Raw genomic sequence first — 18,335 nt, forward strand, 5'->3', positions numbered from 1 at the left:
CGCAAGGCTCCCGGGACGTTCCTGCGTTTGTGCCGGTCCTCTGTGGCTGGCTGCCAGTGGACCGCCGCGGAGCTCTGGCCGGTCAGGTCTGGCCGGTGGATCCGGGCGTGCCCCCGAACAAGGGGGCGAGGGAGCGCCACCGCGCAATCTCGCAGCCGTCGGTCAGGCTGAAGCGGCTGTGGACAGGGCGGCCGTGGAACGTCCCCGTAACGATGGCCACCTGCGGGCCGCCGTACTGCTGGGTGCACATCATGTCCCGCCGCCGGGGCACGAAGAACACTTCGTCGCCGAAACGTTCGACGGCGGCTAGCGCCGCGGCGGGGTCCGGCAGCGTTGACCCGTTCATGGCGGCGGCCTGCGGCGTTACCCCGTGGCGCACCACGAGGCGGAACTCGTGCTCCGGAGCGCCCGGCACCTCGGTCAACCGGACAGTCAGATCCACGTCGGCGGTCATCAGCTGCCCCGGACCTCGTCGATCAGTGGTGCCAGGGCCCCGAGCAACCGCCCCCGCAGCACCTGCGCCTCCGCGGAGAACGCCCGCTGGTGTTCAACGTACTCCGCCTTGCCGGCGGCTGTTTCGATCGGGATGGGCGGGTAACCCCACTCTTCGAGGTCGTACGGGGAGGCCTGCATGTCCATGGCCCGGACCCGCCAGGACAGTTCGAAGCAGTCCATGACGAGTTCACTGGGCAGGGCGGGCGCCAGCTTGTATGCCCATTTGTAGAGGTCCATGTTGGCGTGCAGGCATCCCGGCTGCTCCATGGCGCGCTGGTTTTCCCGGCTCGGAGCGAGTTCGTTCAGGGGCGTGGCATCCGGCGTGTAGAAGCGGAAAGCGTCAAAGTGCGAGCACCGGATCCGGTTGTCCTCCACCACACGGTCAGTGCCCTGTGACCCGAGGCGCAGCTGCAGGTATTCGTGGCGCAGTTCAAACTTGTCCTGGTGGTACACCATCGCCCACTCGTGCAGCCCGAAGCAGCCAAACTGGGCAGGCCGCGTTGCCGTGCCGCGCAGGATGATTTCGGCGAACTGCAGCGCCTCCTTGCGCTCGGCCAGAAAAGCTGCGAGGTCAACGGTTGCGGCGGTGGTCCCCGCCGAAAGGCCGGCGGCGGCGAGGTCGCCGTCGTCGAGCTTCCGGTAGTACTTCCAATCGGCGCGGGCGGCTGCCTCAGCCCCCGTAAGGACCACTCCGGCACCCGGGTGCCAGCGCAGCAGCTGGCCCGGCTTTTGCGTGTAATACGTGAAGAGGAAATCCTCAACGGGGTGTTTCCTGCCGGCGGAGCGGCGGGCAAGGTAGGGGTCGGCGTAACGCCTGACCCGGGCCTGGTGGTCTGCTTCGTGCTGTTTCCAGCTGTCCGCCGGCAGCACCGTTTGCCGGCCGTGCTTCAGAATCTGCATCAGCCTAGGAAGCTCCGCCCGCGGACCCCAAGATGTCCTTGGCCGAATTCCACAGGCCGATCTCGCAGCCGTCTTTGCGGCCAAAGGACGAATCCACCGGTGTGTCATCCACGATCCCGGTGACCGTGGCCTCCTGCGGGCCGCCGTACTGCTGGGTGCAGGCCTGGTCCGTGGCTCGGGGCGCAGGGCTGAGCACGGCAGGGTTCTCCTTGAGCGTGGTGCAGGCCGCCGCGGCTGAGGGGTGGCTGCTTTCAGCTGTCGGAACGCCGTCCTTGCATACCAAGGTGTAGTTGAGGGCCGCTTCCGATTCCGACGGCTTGACCATGATGGCGAGCTCGGCGTTCCCCTTGCCCGGGCCTGACGTAGATGGCGCCGCGGTCGGTGGAGGCGAGGGGGCCGGGACAGTCGTTTCGGTGTCAGGCGACTGCGTGGCCGTGGGACCGGCGGTACTCGAAGTGGCCGAGGGCGAAGGAGTCGGACCGCCCCCGCCGCCGCCCGGCGAACAGGCGGCGAGACCGGCAACGGATACCAGAACGAGTGCGTGAATCCATGCCTTACGCATTGCCGGTCCTCCTCATTTTGGTCCATTCTATCGCCGGAGCCGCACGGTGAACCCTGCCGTTCGGCCCGGGGTCCCGGGCTGCGGCCCACTGCGGCACCGGCGAACCGGCCGGCGCGGAGATCAAGGGAGATTAAAACTGTCCGGAAGATCTCGATTCCGCAGCCCCACTCCGGTATGTTTCTCCCATCACTGGATGTATGGCCTCACGCCCACGTTGCGCCGATGTGGACGGATACATCCGGGAGGTGGGACCGGCTACGCCACCGGTCCGGCAACCTAGGAGGCAGTTTGTCATGACTTACCCGCCTGTCGGCTCCCGCGATCACCGCAGAAATTCAGCCACCCGCCTCGCCGCCGTCGTCGCTTTGGGAATTTCCCTGATGATCGGCCAGGGGCTGGCGGCTCCGGCCTGGGCGGCCGCCGATCCCGCAGCGGAAGAAACGCCGTCTTTGGACGCCGGCCGCTACATTGTCATGCTGAAGGACAGGCCCCTTGCGGCCTACACCGGTGGCGTCGAGGGCATTCCGGGCACCGCCGCGTCCAACGGCAGGAAGCTCGACGCCGACAGCGCTGAGTCCCGGCGCTACTCGGCACACCTGGAGGCAGAGCAGAGCAGGCTGGCCGCGGCGGAAGGCGTGGCCATCGACGACAGTTACACGCTGGCAGTGAACGGCTTCAGTGCGGAGCTGACCGCGGAGCAGGCAAACGCATTAACGAAGGACGGAAACGTCCTTGCTGTCGTTAAGGACAGCCAGTACAAGATCGACTACTCGAGCACCGAGTTCCTGGGCCTGCCGGGTCCCGGGGGAGTCTGGGCCGAACAGTTTGGTGGCGACGCCAACGCGGGCAAAGGCACGGTGGTGGGCGTACTCGATACGGGCTACACGCCCGGTAACCCGTTCTTTGCCGGGGAACAGGTGAAGCCGCTGTCGGGAGCTCCCCATGTGGGCGAACCGTACCTGTCGGCCGGAAACCAGATCACCATGCTGAAAGCGGACGGAAGCACGTTCGCAGGCGTCTGTCAGGCGGGTGACCAATTCGCCGGAACTGAATGCAACAGCAAGGTCATTGGGGCCCGGTACTACGACGCGGCCTTCAAGTCCGCCGTCCCTCCGGGCCTGCGCTCGCCGAAGGAAACGTACTCGCCCGTGGACATCAACAACCACGGTTCCCATACCGCCAGCACCGCCGCGGGCAACAGCGACGTCAGCCAGGCTGTCGGCGGCAGGGACTTCGGCAAGGGATCGGGTGTTGCCCCCGCGGCGAAGCTCGCCATCTACAAGGTCTGCTGGGAGGGTGTCAGCCCTGCAACCACCGGCTGCTTCGCTTCCAGCGGCGTGGAAGCCATCGAGGATGCCATCAGGGACGGCGTCGACGTCCTGAGCTATTCCATCTCCGGAACCAACAATTCGACGGTCGACCCGGTGTCCATCGCCTTCCTGAATGCCGCGGCGGCAGGAATCTTCGTGGCTGCGTCGGCCGGCAACTCAGGCCCGGCCGCCAGTACCGTGAACCATGCTGCTCCCTGGATGACCAGCGTGGCGGCCTCCACCCACAGCAGCAGCCTCCGCGGCACGGTGGAGTTGTCCAGCGGCGACAAGTTCGCCGGTGCCAGCATCATGTCCACTGAAGTCGCGAATGCGCCCATCGCGCTCGCCGCGGCTGTCAAGACGGCCGACGCCGTCGATGCCAACGCCGCCCTGTGCGCGCCAGGCACTTTGGACCCGGCCAAAACCGCCGGCAAGATCGTGGTCTGCGACCGGGGCGTGGTGGACCGGACGGCCAAGAGCATGACCGTGGCCCAGGCAGGCGGCGTAGGCATGGTCCTGGTCAACCTGACGCCCAACTCGCTGGACGTGGACCTGCACAGCGTTCCCACGGTCCACCTCGACGACCCCGCCATCAAGGAGGCGGTCGGGACTGATGCGGCGTTGACTGCGAGCCTGGTGGCCACTGACACCACGGGACTGGACCCGCCGCCGGTCCCGCAGATCGCGGGTTTCTCCTCCCGCGGGCCCACCCTTGCGGCCAACGGTGATCTCCTGAAACCGGACATTGCAGCTCCGGGGGTAGGCGTGCTGGCGGCTGTCTCGCCTGCCGGGTCCAACGGCCAGAACTTCGGGTTCCTGTCCGGAACGTCCATGGCAGCGCCGCATATTGCGGGATTCGGGGCATTGTTGCTGGGCAAGAACCCGTTGTGGTCCGCGGCGACGGTGAAGTCAGCGATGATGACCACGGCCTACGATCTCGTGGACGCGGAAGGATCCCCGGTCCATGACGTCTTCGCCCAGGGCGCTGGACAGATCGATCCGGCCCGGATCGCAACGCCCGGACTGGTGTATGACGCCGGCCCCAGCGACTGGCTCGGCTTCCTGCAGGGCCTGGGCTATCAGCTGGGAGTTGCCCCGCTGGCTGCCAAGGACGTCAACCTGCCGTCCATCGCGCTCGGTGGCCTCACCGGCACCCAAACCGTCACCCGGACGGTGACGGCGTTGACGGCCGGCAGCTACCGTGCAGAGGTCGATGTTTCCGGGATCACGGCTGAGGTGACGCCGGACGTGCTGACCCTGGCAGAAGGCGAGAAAGCCACGTTCACGGTGCAGTTCACGAACTCCGGTGCAGCCCTCGACGCCTTTGTTGGCGGGTCACTTACCTGGAGCTCGGACGAGGCCGTGGTCCGTTCGCCGGTTGCCATCCGTTCGGTGACCGCTGTTGCGCCGGCTGTCGTCAATGCCTCGTCCGCCGGCGGAAGCGGCAGCATCGTCATCCCGGTAACGTCCGGCAGTCCCGAGCCCATCGATGTGACCGTGAAGGGTCTTGCCAAGGCCAGCTCGACGGCGATCAGCCTGGTTCCCGGGCCCTACACCGGTGTCAAGGACGCATCGAACGACGTTCAGATCGTGAATGTGCCGGCAGGTTCTTCCCTTGCGAGGTTTGCGGTCAACTCCGCCAATCCGGCAGCGGACTTCGATCTTTACGTGGTCTCGCCGGCCGGCCTGCTTTATCCAGGGGCCACGCCTGCAGCCAACGAGGCAGTCTCCATTCCCGACCCGGTGGCGGGCGACTGGAAGGTGACCACCAACCTGTTCGCCAGCCCCGGCGGCGCGGCGACGGCAGCTTCGGTTGAAGCGATGGTTCTCGCCGGCGACGCCGGAAACCTCACGGTCAGTCCGAACCCGCTCGCCATTGAAAACGGCGCCACCGGTGAGCTCACTGCCACCTGGACCGGACTTGAGGCCGGCAACTGGGTGGGCTTGATCAAGTACGGTACGGGACCGTCAACCCAACTGAACGTGGCCGTGACAGCGCCTTGAGTTGCGGACGCGGGATAACCGCGGGGCCGGGCTAGGCCCCGGCGGTGTCCCGTCCAGTCGCATCGCGTTCGGCCGCGGCCCTGGTGGCAGCGATCAGGTCGGTCATTGCCTGGTGGAGTGCCCCCACCTGGCCGCGCGTCAGGCCAAGGCGCTCCATCATGGTTCCCGGAACCGCCGTCGCCCGCTGCCGGAGGGCCGCGCCGCTCGGGGTGAGCCCGACGGCAAGGGCCCGCTCGTTTCCGGCAGCGCGGCCGCGGGTGATGTAGCCGGCCGCTTCGAGGCGGCGCAACAGCGGCGAGATGGTGGCTGGCTCCTGGGCCAGTGCATCGCTGATGTCCCGGACCGAGCGCGGGCTGGACTCCCAGAGGCAGAGCATCACAAGGTACTGCGGGTGGGTCAGCCCGAGGGTGTCCAGCACCGGTTTGTAGGCGCCCACGACGCTGCGGGACGCAACTGTCAAAGCGAAGCAGAGCTGGTGTTCCAACAGGAGGTCTTCATCAGACGCTTCGATGGGCGCGGCCGAGCGCTGATTCATCTTCTTCTCCTCAATCGTTAGTGGGCTAATGATTAGCGTACACTGGATTGGACGAGACCGTTCTGAAGGGAATCCACAATGGCCAACAAGGAAAACGCCGCCCAAAGGTTCATGCGTGCAACAGGCAAGCTCCGGGCCATCTTCGGGCCGGCCAACCGCAGTTCCTTGGGCCATGAGATGACCGACGAGAACAAGGCCCTCCTTGCCCGGCGCGAAGCGGAGACCCAGCAATGGGAAACCATGCGCAGGCCGGATGGCAGCACTTACGTGGTGCCCAGGAACCCGGAGGACAAGTCCCTTCGCTAGGCCGCCGACAGCCCTGACGCCCGGGGCCTTTTTCGCTTCCCGGGCGTAAAATATGGGCACAGGTACCAACCGGCCAATGCATCACTGCTTGACCCGAAAAAGGGAAAGGGGGTGGGAATTGTGGCAAAGGCGATACAGCGCTTCATGAGCAAGACCGACAAGTTGCGGTTCTTTTTCGGGCCCGCCACGCGGGGTGATCCGACCGCGCCCGTTGTTCACAGGCACGACGACTTTGAGGCTGCTTCCGAAGAGGACCTGGCCCACTTCGAGGTGGAGACGGATTCCGAGGGACACCACTACGCGGTCCGCAAGGAAGACATCAAATAGCCCGTTGCAGTGCAAGGAACGGCAAAACAGAAAAGGCACAGCGGCTTAGGCCGCTGTGCCCTTCTTGTGCTGTGACTTTTCTCTGAAGCTGTGCCGCTCCTGCGACGACGTCCCGGGCGGGCCGGTCTTAGCGGCCGGTGCCGCCGTAAACAGTTGCTTCGTCTTCGCTGTCCAGGTCGAAGGCCTTGTGGATGGCCCGGACTGCATCATCGAGCAGGTCGGCGTGCGTTACGACCGAAATGCGAATTTCGGATGTCGAGATCATGTTGATGTTGATGCCGGCGTCGGACAGCGCCTTGAAGAAGGTGGCCGAGACGCCAGGGTGGGAGCGCATGCCCGCCCCGATCAGCGAGAGCTTGCCGATCTGCTCGTTGTACTCGATGTTTTCGAAGCCGATTTCCGGCTGTGCCGCACGGAGGGCAGCAAGGGCATCCGCACCTTCCACGATGGGGAGCGTGAAGGAGATGTCCGTCCGGCCCGTGCCGTGGGTGGAAACGTTCTGCACGATCATGTCGATGTTGGAGTGTGCGTCGGCGATGACCTGGAAGATCGCTGCTGCCTTGCCCGGGATGTCGGGCACACCCACAACCGTGACCTTGGCTTCGGAACGGTCGTGCGCAACGCCGGAGATGATTGGCTGCTCCAAGGCAACTCCCTCTTGAGTCGTGATCTTGTCGTCGGCTCCGGGCATGACCCAGGTGCCTTCGTTCTGGCTGAATGAAGAACGCACGTGCAACGGCACGCCGAAGCGCCGCGCGTATTCCACGCAGCGCAGGTGCAGGATCTTGGCGCCGGATGCGGCCAGTTCCAGCATTTCTTCGCTGGAGATGCGGTCGATCTTCTGGGCGGAAGGCACCACTCGGGGATCCGCAGTGTAAATACCATCCACATCCGTGTAGATCTCGCAGACGTCGGCGTCCAGGGCGGCGGCCAGGGCCACGGCAGTGGTATCGGATCCGCCACGTCCAAGGGTGGTGATCTCGTTGGTGGTGCGGCTCATCCCCTGGAAGCCGGCAACGATGGCGATGTGTCCCTTGTCCAGGGCGGTGCGGATCCGGTGGGGGTCGACGTCGATGATCCGCGCCTTGCCGTGGATGCCGTCGGTGATCATGCCGGCCTGCGAGCCTGTGAAGGACTGGGCTGAAGCGCCCAGCTTGTTGATCGCCATGGCCACCAGGGCCATGGAGATGCGCTCACCCGAGGACAGGAGCATGTCCATCTCACGCGCGGGAGCAGAGTCGGTGACCTGGGCGGCGAGGTCCAGTAGTTCGTCGGTGGTGTCGCCCATTGCGGAGACCACCACAACCACTTCGTTGCCTGCCCTTTGGGCGTCGACGACGCGCTTGGCAACCCGCTTGATGCCGTCCGCGTCGGAAACCGAGGAGCCGCCGAACTTCTGCACGATGAGCTGCTTAGTGCGGGCAGTAGCGACGGGCAGCACGTAGGGCTGGTTCTCTGTCTTCACTTCGGTAGTGGGCATACTCATGCGCGCACCCTCACTGCATCAAATCGGGGTTCCGGGGCCAAGCAACCAAAACGGCGCGACGGCGTAACTGATGTGCCCAGTTTATCGCCGGGAACCGCGCGGCGCTGAATTGTGACCGCATGGTGGCCTCCCGTGAGTCATCTCCGGCTAGTCGTTGCCGGCGAGGGTCCATGCCGTCCTGTCCAGGCGGTAGCGCCAAGATGCGAGCGCTTTGCCATGTGTGTCCTGGCTGGCGGTGAAGTAGTGATCCGGGGCGAAGCCCAGACCTTCGAGGAGGCGCCGTGAGGCGGTGTTGGGTTCGTACACGCCAGCATAGATGGTGTGGGTTCCGCATTCAGTGAAGAGCCAACGGACAAGAGCCCCGGCGGCCTCGCGGCCGTATCCGTTGCCGTGATAGTCGGGGTGGAGAACGTAGCCGAGACTGGCGCAGCGGCCCGGCAGGCCGCCCGGCAGCGGCGGTTCGGTTGTGTTCCACGTGCGGCCGTCACCGATCACGGCTCCCGTTGAGCGGAGAACCACTGCCCAGCCCAGGTGGAACCACTCGGCTGTTGAGCGTTCTGCGCGGCTCAGAAGATCATTGAGGAGCCGGTCCGTTTGTCCTGCGGCCAGTGGCTGGTGCGAGAGATAGCGGACGGCATCGGCGTGTCCCCGAAATCCCCGCAGTGCGGCGGCGTCGACCTGCGTCAGGAGGCGCAGTTCCAAGCGCTGCGTGACGATGGAGGCGAGCGGTTCCATGGATTGCCGTCAGTGCCCGGTCAGCTCAGGGCGTTGCGGCGGCCCTCGAATGCGCGCCCCAGGGTGACCTCGTCCGCGTATTCCAGGTCGCCGCCCACCGGCAGGCCCGAGGCAAGCCTGGTGACCGTGATGCCGATGGATTTCAGCATCCTGGCCAGATAAGTGGCCGTGGCCTCACCTTCGAGGTTGGGGTCCGTGGCGATGATGATTTCCTGGATGGCACCGTCGTTCAACCGGGTAAGGAGTTCCCTGATCCGCAGCTGCTCCGGGCCCACGCCGGCTATGGGGTTAATCGCGCCGCCCAGGACGTGGTAGCGGCCACGGAATGAACGGGTGCGCTCCACGGCCAGGACGTCCTTGGATTCCTCCACAACGCAAATGATCGAGGGATCACGGCGCGGATCGCGGCAGATATTGCACAGTTCCTGCTCCGTGACGTTGCCGCACACCGTGCAGAACTTCACGCGTTCCTTCACGGTGGTGATGGCCTCGACAAGCCGCTTCATGTCCTGCGGGTCCGCCTCGAGGATGTGGAATGCCAGCCGCTGGGCGGACTTGGGTCCCACGCCGGGAAGGCGGCCAAGCTCGTCGATCAGCTCTTGAACTGCACCTTCGTACACAATGTCCTCGTTCGTTTGAATCGTTTGTTGGGGTCGTAGGTCGGCTGGCCGGCGGACGCAGGCGTGCCGTTCCCTGTCGACAGCCCGGAGGGTCAGCCCGCTGAGTGGGAGTCCCGTTAGTGACTGTCCTGGTAAGAGCGGCTTTTCCGGCGGGGCAGGCTAGAAGCGGGGTGCGATCGGGCTCCCGTCCAAGGACCGTTCCTCCACCAGCTTTCCGCCCAGAATACGCTCGACGGCGGCGCGTCCAAAGACGCCCGATTCCTCAATCGTTTCGTCGTCCGGGCTGGGTGTGTCCTGGACGTAGGTCTTGACGGCCTCCGCCTGCCGCGCGGGGGCCTTGGCCCGGCCGGCTTCGGCCTCGGGGCTGTTGGACAGCCGCTGGTACAGGCTCTGCTTCACTGTCCCGCCGGGAGCGGCCTCCGAGGCAGCGACAGGCGGGGTCTGCGGTGATGCGTAAGCCGCCGGTGCAGGTGACGCGATGCTCCTCACGTCCGGGCCGGACATTGCCGGCGACGGGTCCGTTGCCGTGGCGGGACCATACTGCGCGGACGTTGCCCAGCCTGCGCCAGCGGAACTGCCGGCACCGGACAGCGCACCCACCGGCTGCCGGACTTCGGCCGGATGCGGGGTTTCACCGTTGTGGAGGGTGGAGGCTTCGTCCCGCATCTCCGCGGACCGGGGGAGCTGTGCCGCTGCCGGCTCGTAGTGCGGCGTCCGGGGCTCGGGAACCACAGGCAGGCTTGCCCGGTCCGGATCTTCTACGGACTTGCCGACGTTCGACTCTGCACCCACGGTCCAGACACCGGGCGCAGCCTCCGTGGCGCGGGACCATGGATCGTCGTTGGAGGTATCGTCCGCGGTGCGCGAAGAGCTGACGGAAGCGGGGATTCCGGCCGGCTGGATTGGCCGTGACTGCTCAGGAACGGACGGGGTCCAGTCCATCGGAGGCTCCTCATCCAGCGGGGGAGCATCTTCGTCCAGCGGCGGACCCCAGTCGTCGTCCGGGTAGCTGTAGGAACCGGACGCGTCTTCCTGCTGCCGCTGTGCAGTCGGTGCTTGCGCGGGCTCAGCTTGCGCGGGCGCGGCCTGCGCGGACTCCGCCTGCGCGGGCGCGGCTTGCGCGGGCGCGGCCTGCGCGGGGGCGGCCTGCGCGGGCCTGGGCTCGGCGGCAGCGGTGGCCGCGTTGGCAGAGCCGGCGGCGTGGACAGGCGTGGCGTCCGCACTTGGATGCCCGCCCGCGGCGCCCGCAGTGGAAGCGGCCGGGTGGGTGCGCGCAGGGCTCATCTCGGGATCTGGGACGGCTGCAGCGGACGCAGGGGCAAGACCCCAGGCAACGTCAGCGGGCGTCGCCGGCGTTTCCGGGCTGGCGGCCTTCGATTGCGCTTTCGGGCCAGCGGGCGTCTCCGGCGACGCCGGGCTAGCCGGTGCTTTTGGGTTTGGCTCAGAGCTCGCTGAGCTGCTGGCGCCGCCGGACACTGCATTGATCTGGCAGTCAATACCCACGGTCTTGTGGATGGCCTGGCGAAGATTTTCCGAGTGGTCGGCCCGGCCGAAAGCACCCGCCAGCCCGGAGGTGGTGAACGCCAGGGTGAGCACCTGGCCATCGAACTGGCCCACCTGGGCATTGGGTTCCACAAGCGCCCACGTGCTGCGCTTGATCTTGCTCAGCGTTTGCAGGACTTCAGGCCAGGCACGGCGGAGCACTTCCACGTCGCTGCTGGCATTCGGGGCCGGAACGTTGCGCTCCGCCACTGGCTGGCCTGCTTCGGGCCGCAGGGGTGTCCGCGCTGCCGCGACGGGTTCGACTGGAGCCGGCGCTGAAGGTCCGGATGCGGCAGCAGGAGCCGCCGGAGCCTGCGGGAAGGCAGCCTCCGGGACGGCAGGCTGCGGACCGGCCGGACGCGACGGGGCCGGACCGGACGCACTCCGATTCGCCGCCTGTGACTCGTCGACCGGCCAATCGGTGGTGGAGACACGAGGCGGAGTGAGGGATTCGCGGGCGGGTGCCTCGGGAGCCGCAGGCTGCTCTGGCGCGGATGCTGCAGGAGCCGGTGCCGGAGTCTCGGATGTTGCCCTCGGGACCGCCGCGGGAGCCAGGGACGCCGCCGGAGCCGCTGCCGGAACTGGGGACGCCGCGGGGGCCGGAACCGCCGCCGGCACAGGTGCCGAAGGTGCCGGTGCGGAAGATGCCGTTGCAGCAGCGGCGGGAGTTCCGACGTCGTTCCCGCCGTAATTCAGCCGGCGCTCCACGCGGTCGATGCGGGCGGCGATGCCACGTTCGGTCTGCTCGGAAGTGGGGAGGAGGATGCGGGCGCACAGCAGCTCGAGGTGGAGCCGCGGCGACGTTGCACCCGTCATCTCGGTGAGGGCAGTGTTGGTAACGTCCGCCGCCCGGCTCAGCTCGGCTGCGCCAAGGTTGTGGGCCTGGTTCTGCAGGCGGGCGATCTGGTCGGCGGGCATCCCGCGCAGGATGGACTGGGCGCTCTCCGGCATCGCCTGGACGATGATGAGGTCGCGGAAGCGCTCCAGGAGATCCTCCACGAAGCGGCGCGGATCGTGGCCGGTCTGGATCACCCGGTCCACCGCCCGGAAAACGGTGGCGGCATCCGAGGCCGCTACGGCTTCAACGACGTCGTCCAGCAGGGACGCGTGGGTGTAGCCCAGCAGTGCAACGGCCAGCTCGTAGTCCAGTCCGGTGGGACCGGCGCCCGCCATAAGCTGGTCCAGGACTGAGAGTGAGTCCCGGACGGAGCCGCCGCCGGCCCGGATGACCAGGGACAGCACTCCAGGTGCCACGGGAACGTTTTCCTGGTTGCAGAGCAGCTCAAGGTAGGCCATGAGGGGCTCGGGCGGAACCAGCCGGAACGGGTAGTGGTGGGTCCGGGAACGGATGGTGCCGATCACCTTGTCCGGCTCCGTGGTGGCGAAGATGAACTTGATGTGTTCCGGCGGCTCTTCCACGATCTTGAGCAGGGCGTTGAAGCCTGCCGAGGTGACCATGTGGGCTTCGTCGATGATGAAGATCTTGTACCGGTCGCGGACAGGAGCGTAGGTGGCGCGTTCGCGGAGGTCCCGGGCGTCATCCACGCCTCCGTGGCTCGCGGCGTCGATCTCGATCACGTCGAGGGAGCCGGAGCCGCCGCGCGCAAGCTCTATGCAGCTGGGGCACTTGCCGCAGGGGGTGTCAGTGGGGCCCTCGGCACAGTTGAGGCAGCGGGCCAGGATGCGGGCCGAAGTGGTCTTTCCGCAACCGCGCGGCCCGGAAAACAGGTAGGCGTGGTTGACGCGGTTTTTTCGCAGCGCCGTCATCAGCGGCTCCGTGACGTGTTCCTGCCCGATAACGTCAGCAAAGGAATCTGGACGGTATCTGCGATAAAGGGCGGTTGTAACACTCACAGAGAAAACCCTACCAATCCGGGCTGACAGTTTGCCGCCCTGTGGGGGAATAGTAAAGACCCCCCATGCACCCGCCAGAGCCCATTTACCCTTGCTACCTTCCGGTCCTGGGGGAGTTCAACAGGATGACGCCACATGAGGGGCCGTCAATGAGTTTACCCGATGATTTCGTGTGCCCCGAATCGGCAGCCGGCGGCCCCTTTCGGGCACGCTCGACTACGCTTCACCGCCGTCCGGCCGCCGGGCCGGGCGGTGTCCGTTGACCGCCCAGCTCATCAGCGCCGGCTCCTCGTAAGGGTGGGCTGCGCGAAGTGCGGCCACCACGGCTTCGAGGACCTCTTCCTCAACGACGCACTCGATCCTCACTTCCGCCACCTGTTCGCTGCGGCCTTCCGAGCCGATGAACGGCCGCGCTCCGGCGAGGGGCGTGAACCGGCCGGTGCCGGGGGCTGTGAAGGCGCAGTGGGAATAGTTGCCGATCCGTCCGGCGCCCGCGTCGCCTGCGGCGGCCAGTACAGCCTCGGCATGGTCCGCGGGAACGTAGGTGACCAGGGCGTGAAGTTGCGTCATAGCCCCATTTTGGCAGCACTTCAGCAAGCGGGTCCGGTAAGCGATCAGCGGCACAAGTCGATAACGGTCCGCCCATATCGGGGAAGAACCCTTGCTTATCACCGGTACAAAGCGGACCATGGATATGTACACCGATTGGGGCAATCTCAAGTTGAACTCAAGGTTGTGAGCTGCAGGGCCTGGCGCGAAGGCCGGACCCGGCAGCTCAACGGTGTGCCGGAAGAGTGGGCGCATTGGGGGCGTCCATTTTGACGTTAAGGGCACTTTCGGCCGGCAGGATCGGCGGAAAATGCGCAGGCTGGCGACGCCGCCCGGGTGTGCTGCCGTAACGCTCGGTTTGGCCCAATTGGGTGATGCCGAAAAGTTCAGGTATTCTAGTATCTGCTTTTGATTCAGAAGCTACTGGAGAATTCGCCTAGCGGCCTATGGCGCACGCCTGGAACGCGTGTTGGGTTAACGCCCTCGGGGGTTCAAATCCCCCATTCTCCGCGTTTGGCCCCGGTCCTCGGACCGGGGCCTTTTTGCGTCTTTGGGACCTAGGCCGCAAATCCCAGGCGGCGCAGGCGTCGCCGTGCGGCCTGCTCACTCGGGCCAACCCTGCGGCCGCGGCCGCCCCCGCCCAGCGCCAATTGGACGACGGCGAGAGTCACTTTGGTGCCAAACCGCACCGGCAGCGGCAGGGGCCCCAGCCGCGGAGGCCGGAGCCCTAGCATGTCCCGGTATTTCGGTTCGAGGCTGGAAACGGCGGCGGCAAACAGCATCCGGTAGCCGGGGCGCAGTGAAGGATGAAGCGGCGGGTTGCGGATGAAGGCCACAATTTCGGCCACCCGTTCGTCGGTGCGGAGGTCGCCGTCGTCGTACCACCTGTCCAGCTGTTGCCGCATTTCCGCCTCGCTCAGCGGCGGAGAGTCCACGCCCATCAGCAGTCCTGCTTGCGCCCATTCCCGGACGTAGGCGTCCGGCCCGCCCGGGATGGGGCGGCCCCAGATCTTGTGGGCGGACAGGAACGCGTCCGTAAACGCGATATGCACCCACCGGAGCAGCTCGGGGTCGTTGGCCGCATAACTTCTTTTGACGCCGTGGGCATCCACGTACTCTCCCCGCACGGATTCATGCAGCCGCAGGACCCAGCCGGATGCTGCGCGCGCCGCGGACGTGGAGCCATAGGACACGGTGAAGATCCAGCGGATGGTTCCGGCAAGCCGTCCCAGCGGATCATCCCGGAACCGTGAATGGTCGTGCACGCCGGCTAGTGCACCGGGATGGAGGGCCTGCATCAGGAGTGCCCGGATTCCCGCCACAATGGTGGTCATTGAACCGTGTACCGCCCAGACTGCGGACCCCGGGAGGTGATAACCGGCGTCGTCACCCTCCTCGAGCAGGGGAACCCAGCCCGGCACGGCCCCCCGTGATCCGGTGAATGTTTGCCTGAGCTCGGCCCGCCACTCCCTGAGGACATTGCGCATGGTCCATTGTTGCGCACCCTGGCTGTGAGCCAGCTGGGAATTCCGGCGCGAAAGGGCGGAATTCCGCGGGAGCGCCTCAAAGAGCTCGATGTTGGGGGTTCACACGGGCGGTGGGCTGTGGTCCCATAGGAATCGTAAGTCCGTCGAGATTGGGGTCTGGCGGGCCTATCGCAGGAGTCAGCACGTGGGAAATCACTGGGGATATGGACACGACGATCATCCAGGCAGGCCTTGCCTAGTCGCTGCGCGGATTCTTGGCGTATGCGCCATTTCAACGCTGGGGGTGGTGGCGCTTAGCCTCCAGGGACCCGCCACGCCGCCAGCGGCCGTGGTTACGCCAACCTCGCAACAATCCGGGGTAGGCGGTCCGGGAATCGCGCCGTGGCCGGATACCTTCATGAAACCGCTGGGCGCTGCACCCGGGACCATTGCCGCCAATGCAAACGCCCTCATTTCCTACAGCCGCAGCGATATCCGCACAATCTCCAAAAGCGGCAAGCGGGAACTGAACGTTGCCTCGGAGGAACTGCGGCGGCCGCCTGCCGGATCACTCATGGCGCCCCTCGAAGTGCTGACCGAAACATCCGGCTTCGGGCTCAGGGTCAGCCCCTTGACCGGTACTGCCGGAGAGTTCCACTGGGGCCAGGACTTCGCAGCCGCGTGCGGTACCCGGGTCTACGCAGCCGACGCCGGGGTGGTCAGGGCCGTCGGCTGGCACCCCTGGGGCGGCGGCAACCGGGTGGAGATCGATCACGGCAACGGGCTGATCACCACGTACAACCACCTGGAAGGGATCGCCGTCAAGAAGGGGGACTCCGTCCAGGTGGGCGAGGTCATCGCGAAAGTTGGCACCACGGGTTCGTCCACGGGATGCCACCTGCATTTTGAAACCATCCTCGACGGGGTCCATGTCAACCCACTGCAATGGAAGCTCCTGCCCACCAAGCAGGTAGACGAGCTCGGGACCATAGACATGGTCAGCTACGTCCCCGGCGTGGACGCCCCCAAGGGCGATCCCACCTGGGCAATCCCCGTTTCCTCTGACAACTCGCACATGGTTGCGGGAGGGGAGACGGAGGGGCCCGTGCAGGGAGCGCCGTCCGCCACCGAGACCGGCACACCGTCGGCCCCTGCGACGGCCGCCACTGCGGCTTCGACGGCGAGTACGTCCGCTCCTGCCACAGCGTCGGCGAGTTCGACGGCGACCGCACCGCCGCCCGCCGGCACGTCAACTGCCACCCCGGCGCCCTCACCATCGCAGACTGAGACGCCAACGCCGACGCCGACCTTGACTGAACAGTCCACCGCGACAGTGTCGCCGACGGAAGCCGTCACCGCCACGCCCACGACAGAGCCTGCGGCTGAGCCCACGTTCTCTGAGACGCCGGAACCCACGTTCACGGCCACCGGGGATCCTTCGACGGAACCTACGGCCCCGGCGGAACCGACGGCCGATCCCGAGCCGACAATGACGACGGAGCCGGCTCCGACCGGAACGGCCACACCCACGCCCACGCCCTGACAGGATCCCGCCATCTCAATTCACCCGGGCACCAACCCATACACTTGGCCGTTGTCAACGAATAGCAGCCATGACCAGTTTCTTAAGGAAGCCCACCGTGAATTCGCTCCACTCCATTCCGCTCACCCTCAACGACGGCACGACAACCGATTTTGGCCGCTTCAAGGGACGCGTGGTGCTGGTGGTCAACGTGGCCTCCCAGTGCGGCTTCACCCCGCAGTACGCAGGCCTTGAGTTGCTCTACGGGAAGTTCAAGGACCAGGGATTCGAAATCCTGGGGGTGCCCTGCAACCAGTTCGCCGGGCAGGAGCCGGGAAGCGACGACGAAATCGCCGAATTCTGCGAGCGCAATTTCGGCGTGACATTCCCGCTGACAGCGAAGGCTGATGTTCGCGGCAAGAACCAGCACCCGCTGTACGCGGAGCTCACCCGCTTCAAGAACGGTCTCCTCCCGGGCCTGGTGAAGTGGAACTTTGAAAAGTTCCTGGTAAACCGCGACGGCGTTGTGGTGGCCCGCTTCGCCCCCACTGTGGAACCGGACTCGCCGGAGGTCATCGCCGCCATTGAAGAAGCCCTCGCCTGACGGCCGCCTGGGGCGCGGCAAGGAACCTCGACGTCGGTCGCTAGGGCCCAACGGCCCCTACCCGTAAGTATGCTTACAGCCTAGACTGGCCGAACCCTCCAAGTATGTCCTGCACAGCTGCGGCTTTCCGGCTGTAGCACTGCGGGACGGCGCGGCTGGTCCGTACCGGCCTCGGAGGGCGCATCAGAACTTCGTGAATCACACTGGGCGCCCGTGCCGGTGCCCGTGAAGCCAGGAGGAAAGAGATGACAGGGAACAAAGCCGTTGCCTACAAGGGGCCGGGAAAAGTCGAACTGATAGACATCGACTATCCCAGCTTCGAACTCAAGGACGGACCGGGCGTCAACCCCGCCAACGTGGGCCGCCCGGTCCGTCATGGAGTGATCCTCAAGACCGTCGCCACCAACATCTGCGGTTCCGACCAGCACATGGTTCGCGGCCGCACCACAGCGCCCACCGACCTGGTACTGGGCCACGAGATCACCGGCGAGGTCGTGGAAGTCGGCCCCGACGTCGAATTCATTAAGGTGGGGGACATCTGTTCCGTTCCCTTCAACATTGCCTGTGGACGCTGCCGTAACTGCAAGGAGCGCAAGACGGGCATCTGCCTGAACGTCAACCCCGCTCGCCCCGGCGCAGCTTACGGATACGTGGACATGGGCGGCTGGGTGGGAGGCCAAGCGAACTACGTCCTGGTCCCGTATGCGGACTGGAACCTGCTGAAGTTCCCGGACAGGGACCAGGCCCTCGAGAAGATGATGGACTTGGCGATGCTGTCAGACATCTTCCCGACGGGCTTCCATGGCGCCGTCAGCGCCGGCGTGGGCGTGGGCTCCACGGTCTACATCGCGGGCGCCGGTCCGGTCGGACTGGCCGCGGCCACCAGCGCGCATCTGCTGGGTGCCGCCGTCGTGATTGTCGGGGACCTGAACGCCGACCGTCTGGCCAGGGCCCGCAGCTTCGGCTGCGAAACCGTTGACCTGACCGAAGGCGGGCCCGCGGAGCAGATCGAGCAGATCCTGGGCGTCCCTGAGGTCGACTGCGGCGTCGACGCCGTCGGCTTCGAGGCCAAGGGGCACGGCCATGACGCCAAGGAGGCTCCGGCGACGGTGCTGAATTCGCTGATGGAGCTCACGGCGGCGGGCGGGGCGCTCGGCATTCCCGGGCTCTACGTCACCGGTGATCCGGGCGGTATCGACGAGGCTGCCAAGAAGGGCGCTCTCTCGCTCAGCCTTGGCACGGGCTGGGCCAAGTCGCTGAGCTTCACCACGGGCCAGTGTCCGGTCATGAAGTACAACCGCCAGCTGATGATGGCGATCCTGCACGACAAGGTCCACATCGCCAAGAACGTCAACGCCAAGGCGATCTCCCTGGAGGACGCACCGAAGGGTTACGCCGAGTTCGACGCCGGTGCCGCCACGAAGTACGTCCTCAACCCCAACGGCTACTTGAGTTAGCTGCAAAGTACTTGAGTAGCCAGGTTCGGCGGTCACATCCCCAGTCGGGTATGTGGCCGCC

Annotated in this window: 16 protein-coding genes, 1 tRNA gene and 1 other RNA gene; 7 read left to right on the plus strand and 11 right to left on the minus strand. The window is 66.1% G+C overall.

Translation table 11 applies throughout. The annotated features are described in order from the left end of the window. Window positions 1-82: 82 nt before the first annotated feature. Genes ARTH_RS02785 through ARTH_RS02795 form a run of 3 tightly spaced genes read right to left on the minus strand, consistent with a single transcriptional unit; the run spans window position 83 to window position 1,957 of the window. Window positions 83-454, minus strand: coding sequence for a hypothetical protein (locus ARTH_RS02785; protein ID WP_011690413.1), 372 nt, complete (start codon window positions 452-454; stop codon window positions 83-85). Continuing rightward, window positions 454-1,395, minus strand: coding sequence for a hypothetical protein (locus ARTH_RS02790; RefSeq protein ID WP_043429322.1), 942 nt, complete (start codon window positions 1,393-1,395; stop codon window positions 454-456). The genes ARTH_RS02785 and ARTH_RS02790 overlap by 1 nt, the downstream gene beginning before the upstream one ends. 4 nt (window positions 1,396-1,399) lie before the next feature. Next, window positions 1,400-1,957: an SSI family serine proteinase inhibitor gene (locus ARTH_RS02795; RefSeq protein ID WP_011690415.1), complete on the minus strand. Its 558-nt coding sequence runs from the start codon at window positions 1,955-1,957 to the stop codon at window positions 1,400-1,402. Window positions 1,958-2,250: 293 nt separating this feature from the next. Between ARTH_RS02795 and ARTH_RS02800 the strand changes: the two genes are divergently transcribed. Next, window positions 2,251-5,271 (plus strand): S8 family serine peptidase, encoded by a 3,021-nt coding sequence (locus tag ARTH_RS02800; protein WP_011690416.1) that lies wholly within the window; start codon window positions 2,251-2,253, stop codon window positions 5,269-5,271. A gap of 31 nt (window positions 5,272-5,302) precedes the next feature. Here ARTH_RS02800 and ARTH_RS02805 read toward each other — a convergent pair whose 3' ends face one another. Continuing rightward, a complete protein-coding gene (locus tag ARTH_RS02805; protein WP_011690417.1) occupies window positions 5,303-5,806 on the minus strand; it encodes a MarR family winged helix-turn-helix transcriptional regulator in 504 nt (167 codons plus the stop codon). A gap of 78 nt (window positions 5,807-5,884) precedes the next feature. On the opposite strand from ARTH_RS02805, the gene ARTH_RS02810 reads away from it, so the two are divergent. Beyond that, complete coding sequence (locus ARTH_RS02810) at window positions 5,885-6,112, plus strand: hypothetical protein (protein WP_011690418.1); 228 nt, start codon at window positions 5,885-5,887, stop codon at window positions 6,110-6,112. 144 nt (window positions 6,113-6,256) lie between these two features. Continuing rightward, window positions 6,257-6,439, plus strand: coding sequence for a hypothetical protein (locus ARTH_RS02815; RefSeq protein WP_156810605.1), 183 nt, complete (start codon window positions 6,257-6,259; stop codon window positions 6,437-6,439). A gap of 127 nt (window positions 6,440-6,566) precedes the next feature. Here the strand turns inward: ARTH_RS02815 and ARTH_RS02820 are convergent, their stop codons facing one another. The 6 genes from ARTH_RS02820 to ARTH_RS02840 all read right to left on the minus strand — a co-directional run bounded on the left by ARTH_RS02820 (window position 6,567) and on the right by ARTH_RS02840 (window position 13,246). After that, complete coding sequence (locus ARTH_RS02820) at window positions 6,567-7,925, minus strand: aspartate kinase (RefSeq protein WP_011690420.1); 1,359 nt, start codon at window positions 7,923-7,925, stop codon at window positions 6,567-6,569. A gap of 147 nt (window positions 7,926-8,072) precedes the next feature. Continuing rightward, a complete protein-coding gene (locus tag ARTH_RS23025; protein ID WP_011690421.1) occupies window positions 8,073-8,660 on the minus strand; it encodes a GNAT family N-acetyltransferase in 588 nt (195 codons plus the stop codon). A gap of 20 nt (window positions 8,661-8,680) precedes the next feature. Then, entirely contained in the window at window positions 8,681-9,280 is a 600-nt protein-coding gene (recR, locus tag ARTH_RS02830; RefSeq protein WP_011690422.1) for a recombination mediator RecR, read from the minus strand. 159 nt (window positions 9,281-9,439) lie between these two features. Beyond that, window positions 9,440-12,676, minus strand: a complete 3,237-nt coding sequence (locus ARTH_RS02835) for a DNA polymerase III subunit gamma and tau (protein ID WP_011690423.1) — start codon at window positions 12,674-12,676, stop codon at window positions 9,440-9,442. A 51-nt stretch (window positions 12,677-12,727) separates the two neighbouring features. After that, window positions 12,728-12,824, minus strand: an RNA gene (gene ffs / locus ARTH_RS23255) — signal recognition particle sRNA small type. A gap of 68 nt (window positions 12,825-12,892) precedes the next feature. Then, on the minus strand, window positions 12,893-13,246 hold the full coding sequence (locus tag ARTH_RS02840) for a hypothetical protein (protein ID WP_011690424.1): 354 nt from the start codon (window positions 13,244-13,246) through the stop codon (window positions 12,893-12,895). Window positions 13,247-13,650: 404 nt separating this feature from the next. On the opposite strand from ARTH_RS02840, the gene ARTH_RS02845 reads away from it, so the two are divergent. Beyond that, window positions 13,651-13,735: transfer RNA gene (locus ARTH_RS02845), tRNA-Ser, on the plus strand. Window positions 13,736-13,782: 47 nt separating this feature from the next. Here the strand turns inward: ARTH_RS02845 and ARTH_RS02850 are convergent. Then, window positions 13,783-14,712 (minus strand): oxygenase MpaB family protein, encoded by a 930-nt coding sequence (locus ARTH_RS02850; protein WP_043429328.1) that lies wholly within the window; start codon window positions 14,710-14,712, stop codon window positions 13,783-13,785. A gap of 397 nt (window positions 14,713-15,109) precedes the next feature. Here ARTH_RS02850 and ARTH_RS23030 point away from each other — a divergent pair, with 397 nt between their 5' ends. The 3 genes from ARTH_RS23030 (at window position 15,110) to fdhA (ending at window position 18,274) form a co-directional block, all read left to right on the plus strand. Further along, window positions 15,110-16,234, plus strand: a complete 1,125-nt coding sequence (locus tag ARTH_RS23030) for a M23 family metallopeptidase (RefSeq protein WP_052309633.1) — start codon at window positions 15,110-15,112, stop codon at window positions 16,232-16,234. A gap of 97 nt (window positions 16,235-16,331) precedes the next feature. Further along, on the plus strand, window positions 16,332-16,817 hold the full coding sequence (locus tag ARTH_RS02860; RefSeq protein WP_011690427.1) for a glutathione peroxidase: 486 nt from the start codon (window positions 16,332-16,334) through the stop codon (window positions 16,815-16,817). Window positions 16,818-17,062: 245 nt separating this feature from the next. Continuing rightward, window positions 17,063-18,274, plus strand: coding sequence for a formaldehyde dehydrogenase, glutathione-independent (gene fdhA, locus ARTH_RS02865; RefSeq protein ID WP_011690428.1), 1,212 nt, complete (start codon window positions 17,063-17,065; stop codon window positions 18,272-18,274). Window positions 18,275-18,335 lie beyond the last annotated feature (61 nt).

The organism is Arthrobacter sp. FB24, from assembly GCF_000196235.1.
Classification (GTDB): Bacteria; Actinomycetota; Actinomycetes; order Actinomycetales; family Micrococcaceae; genus Arthrobacter.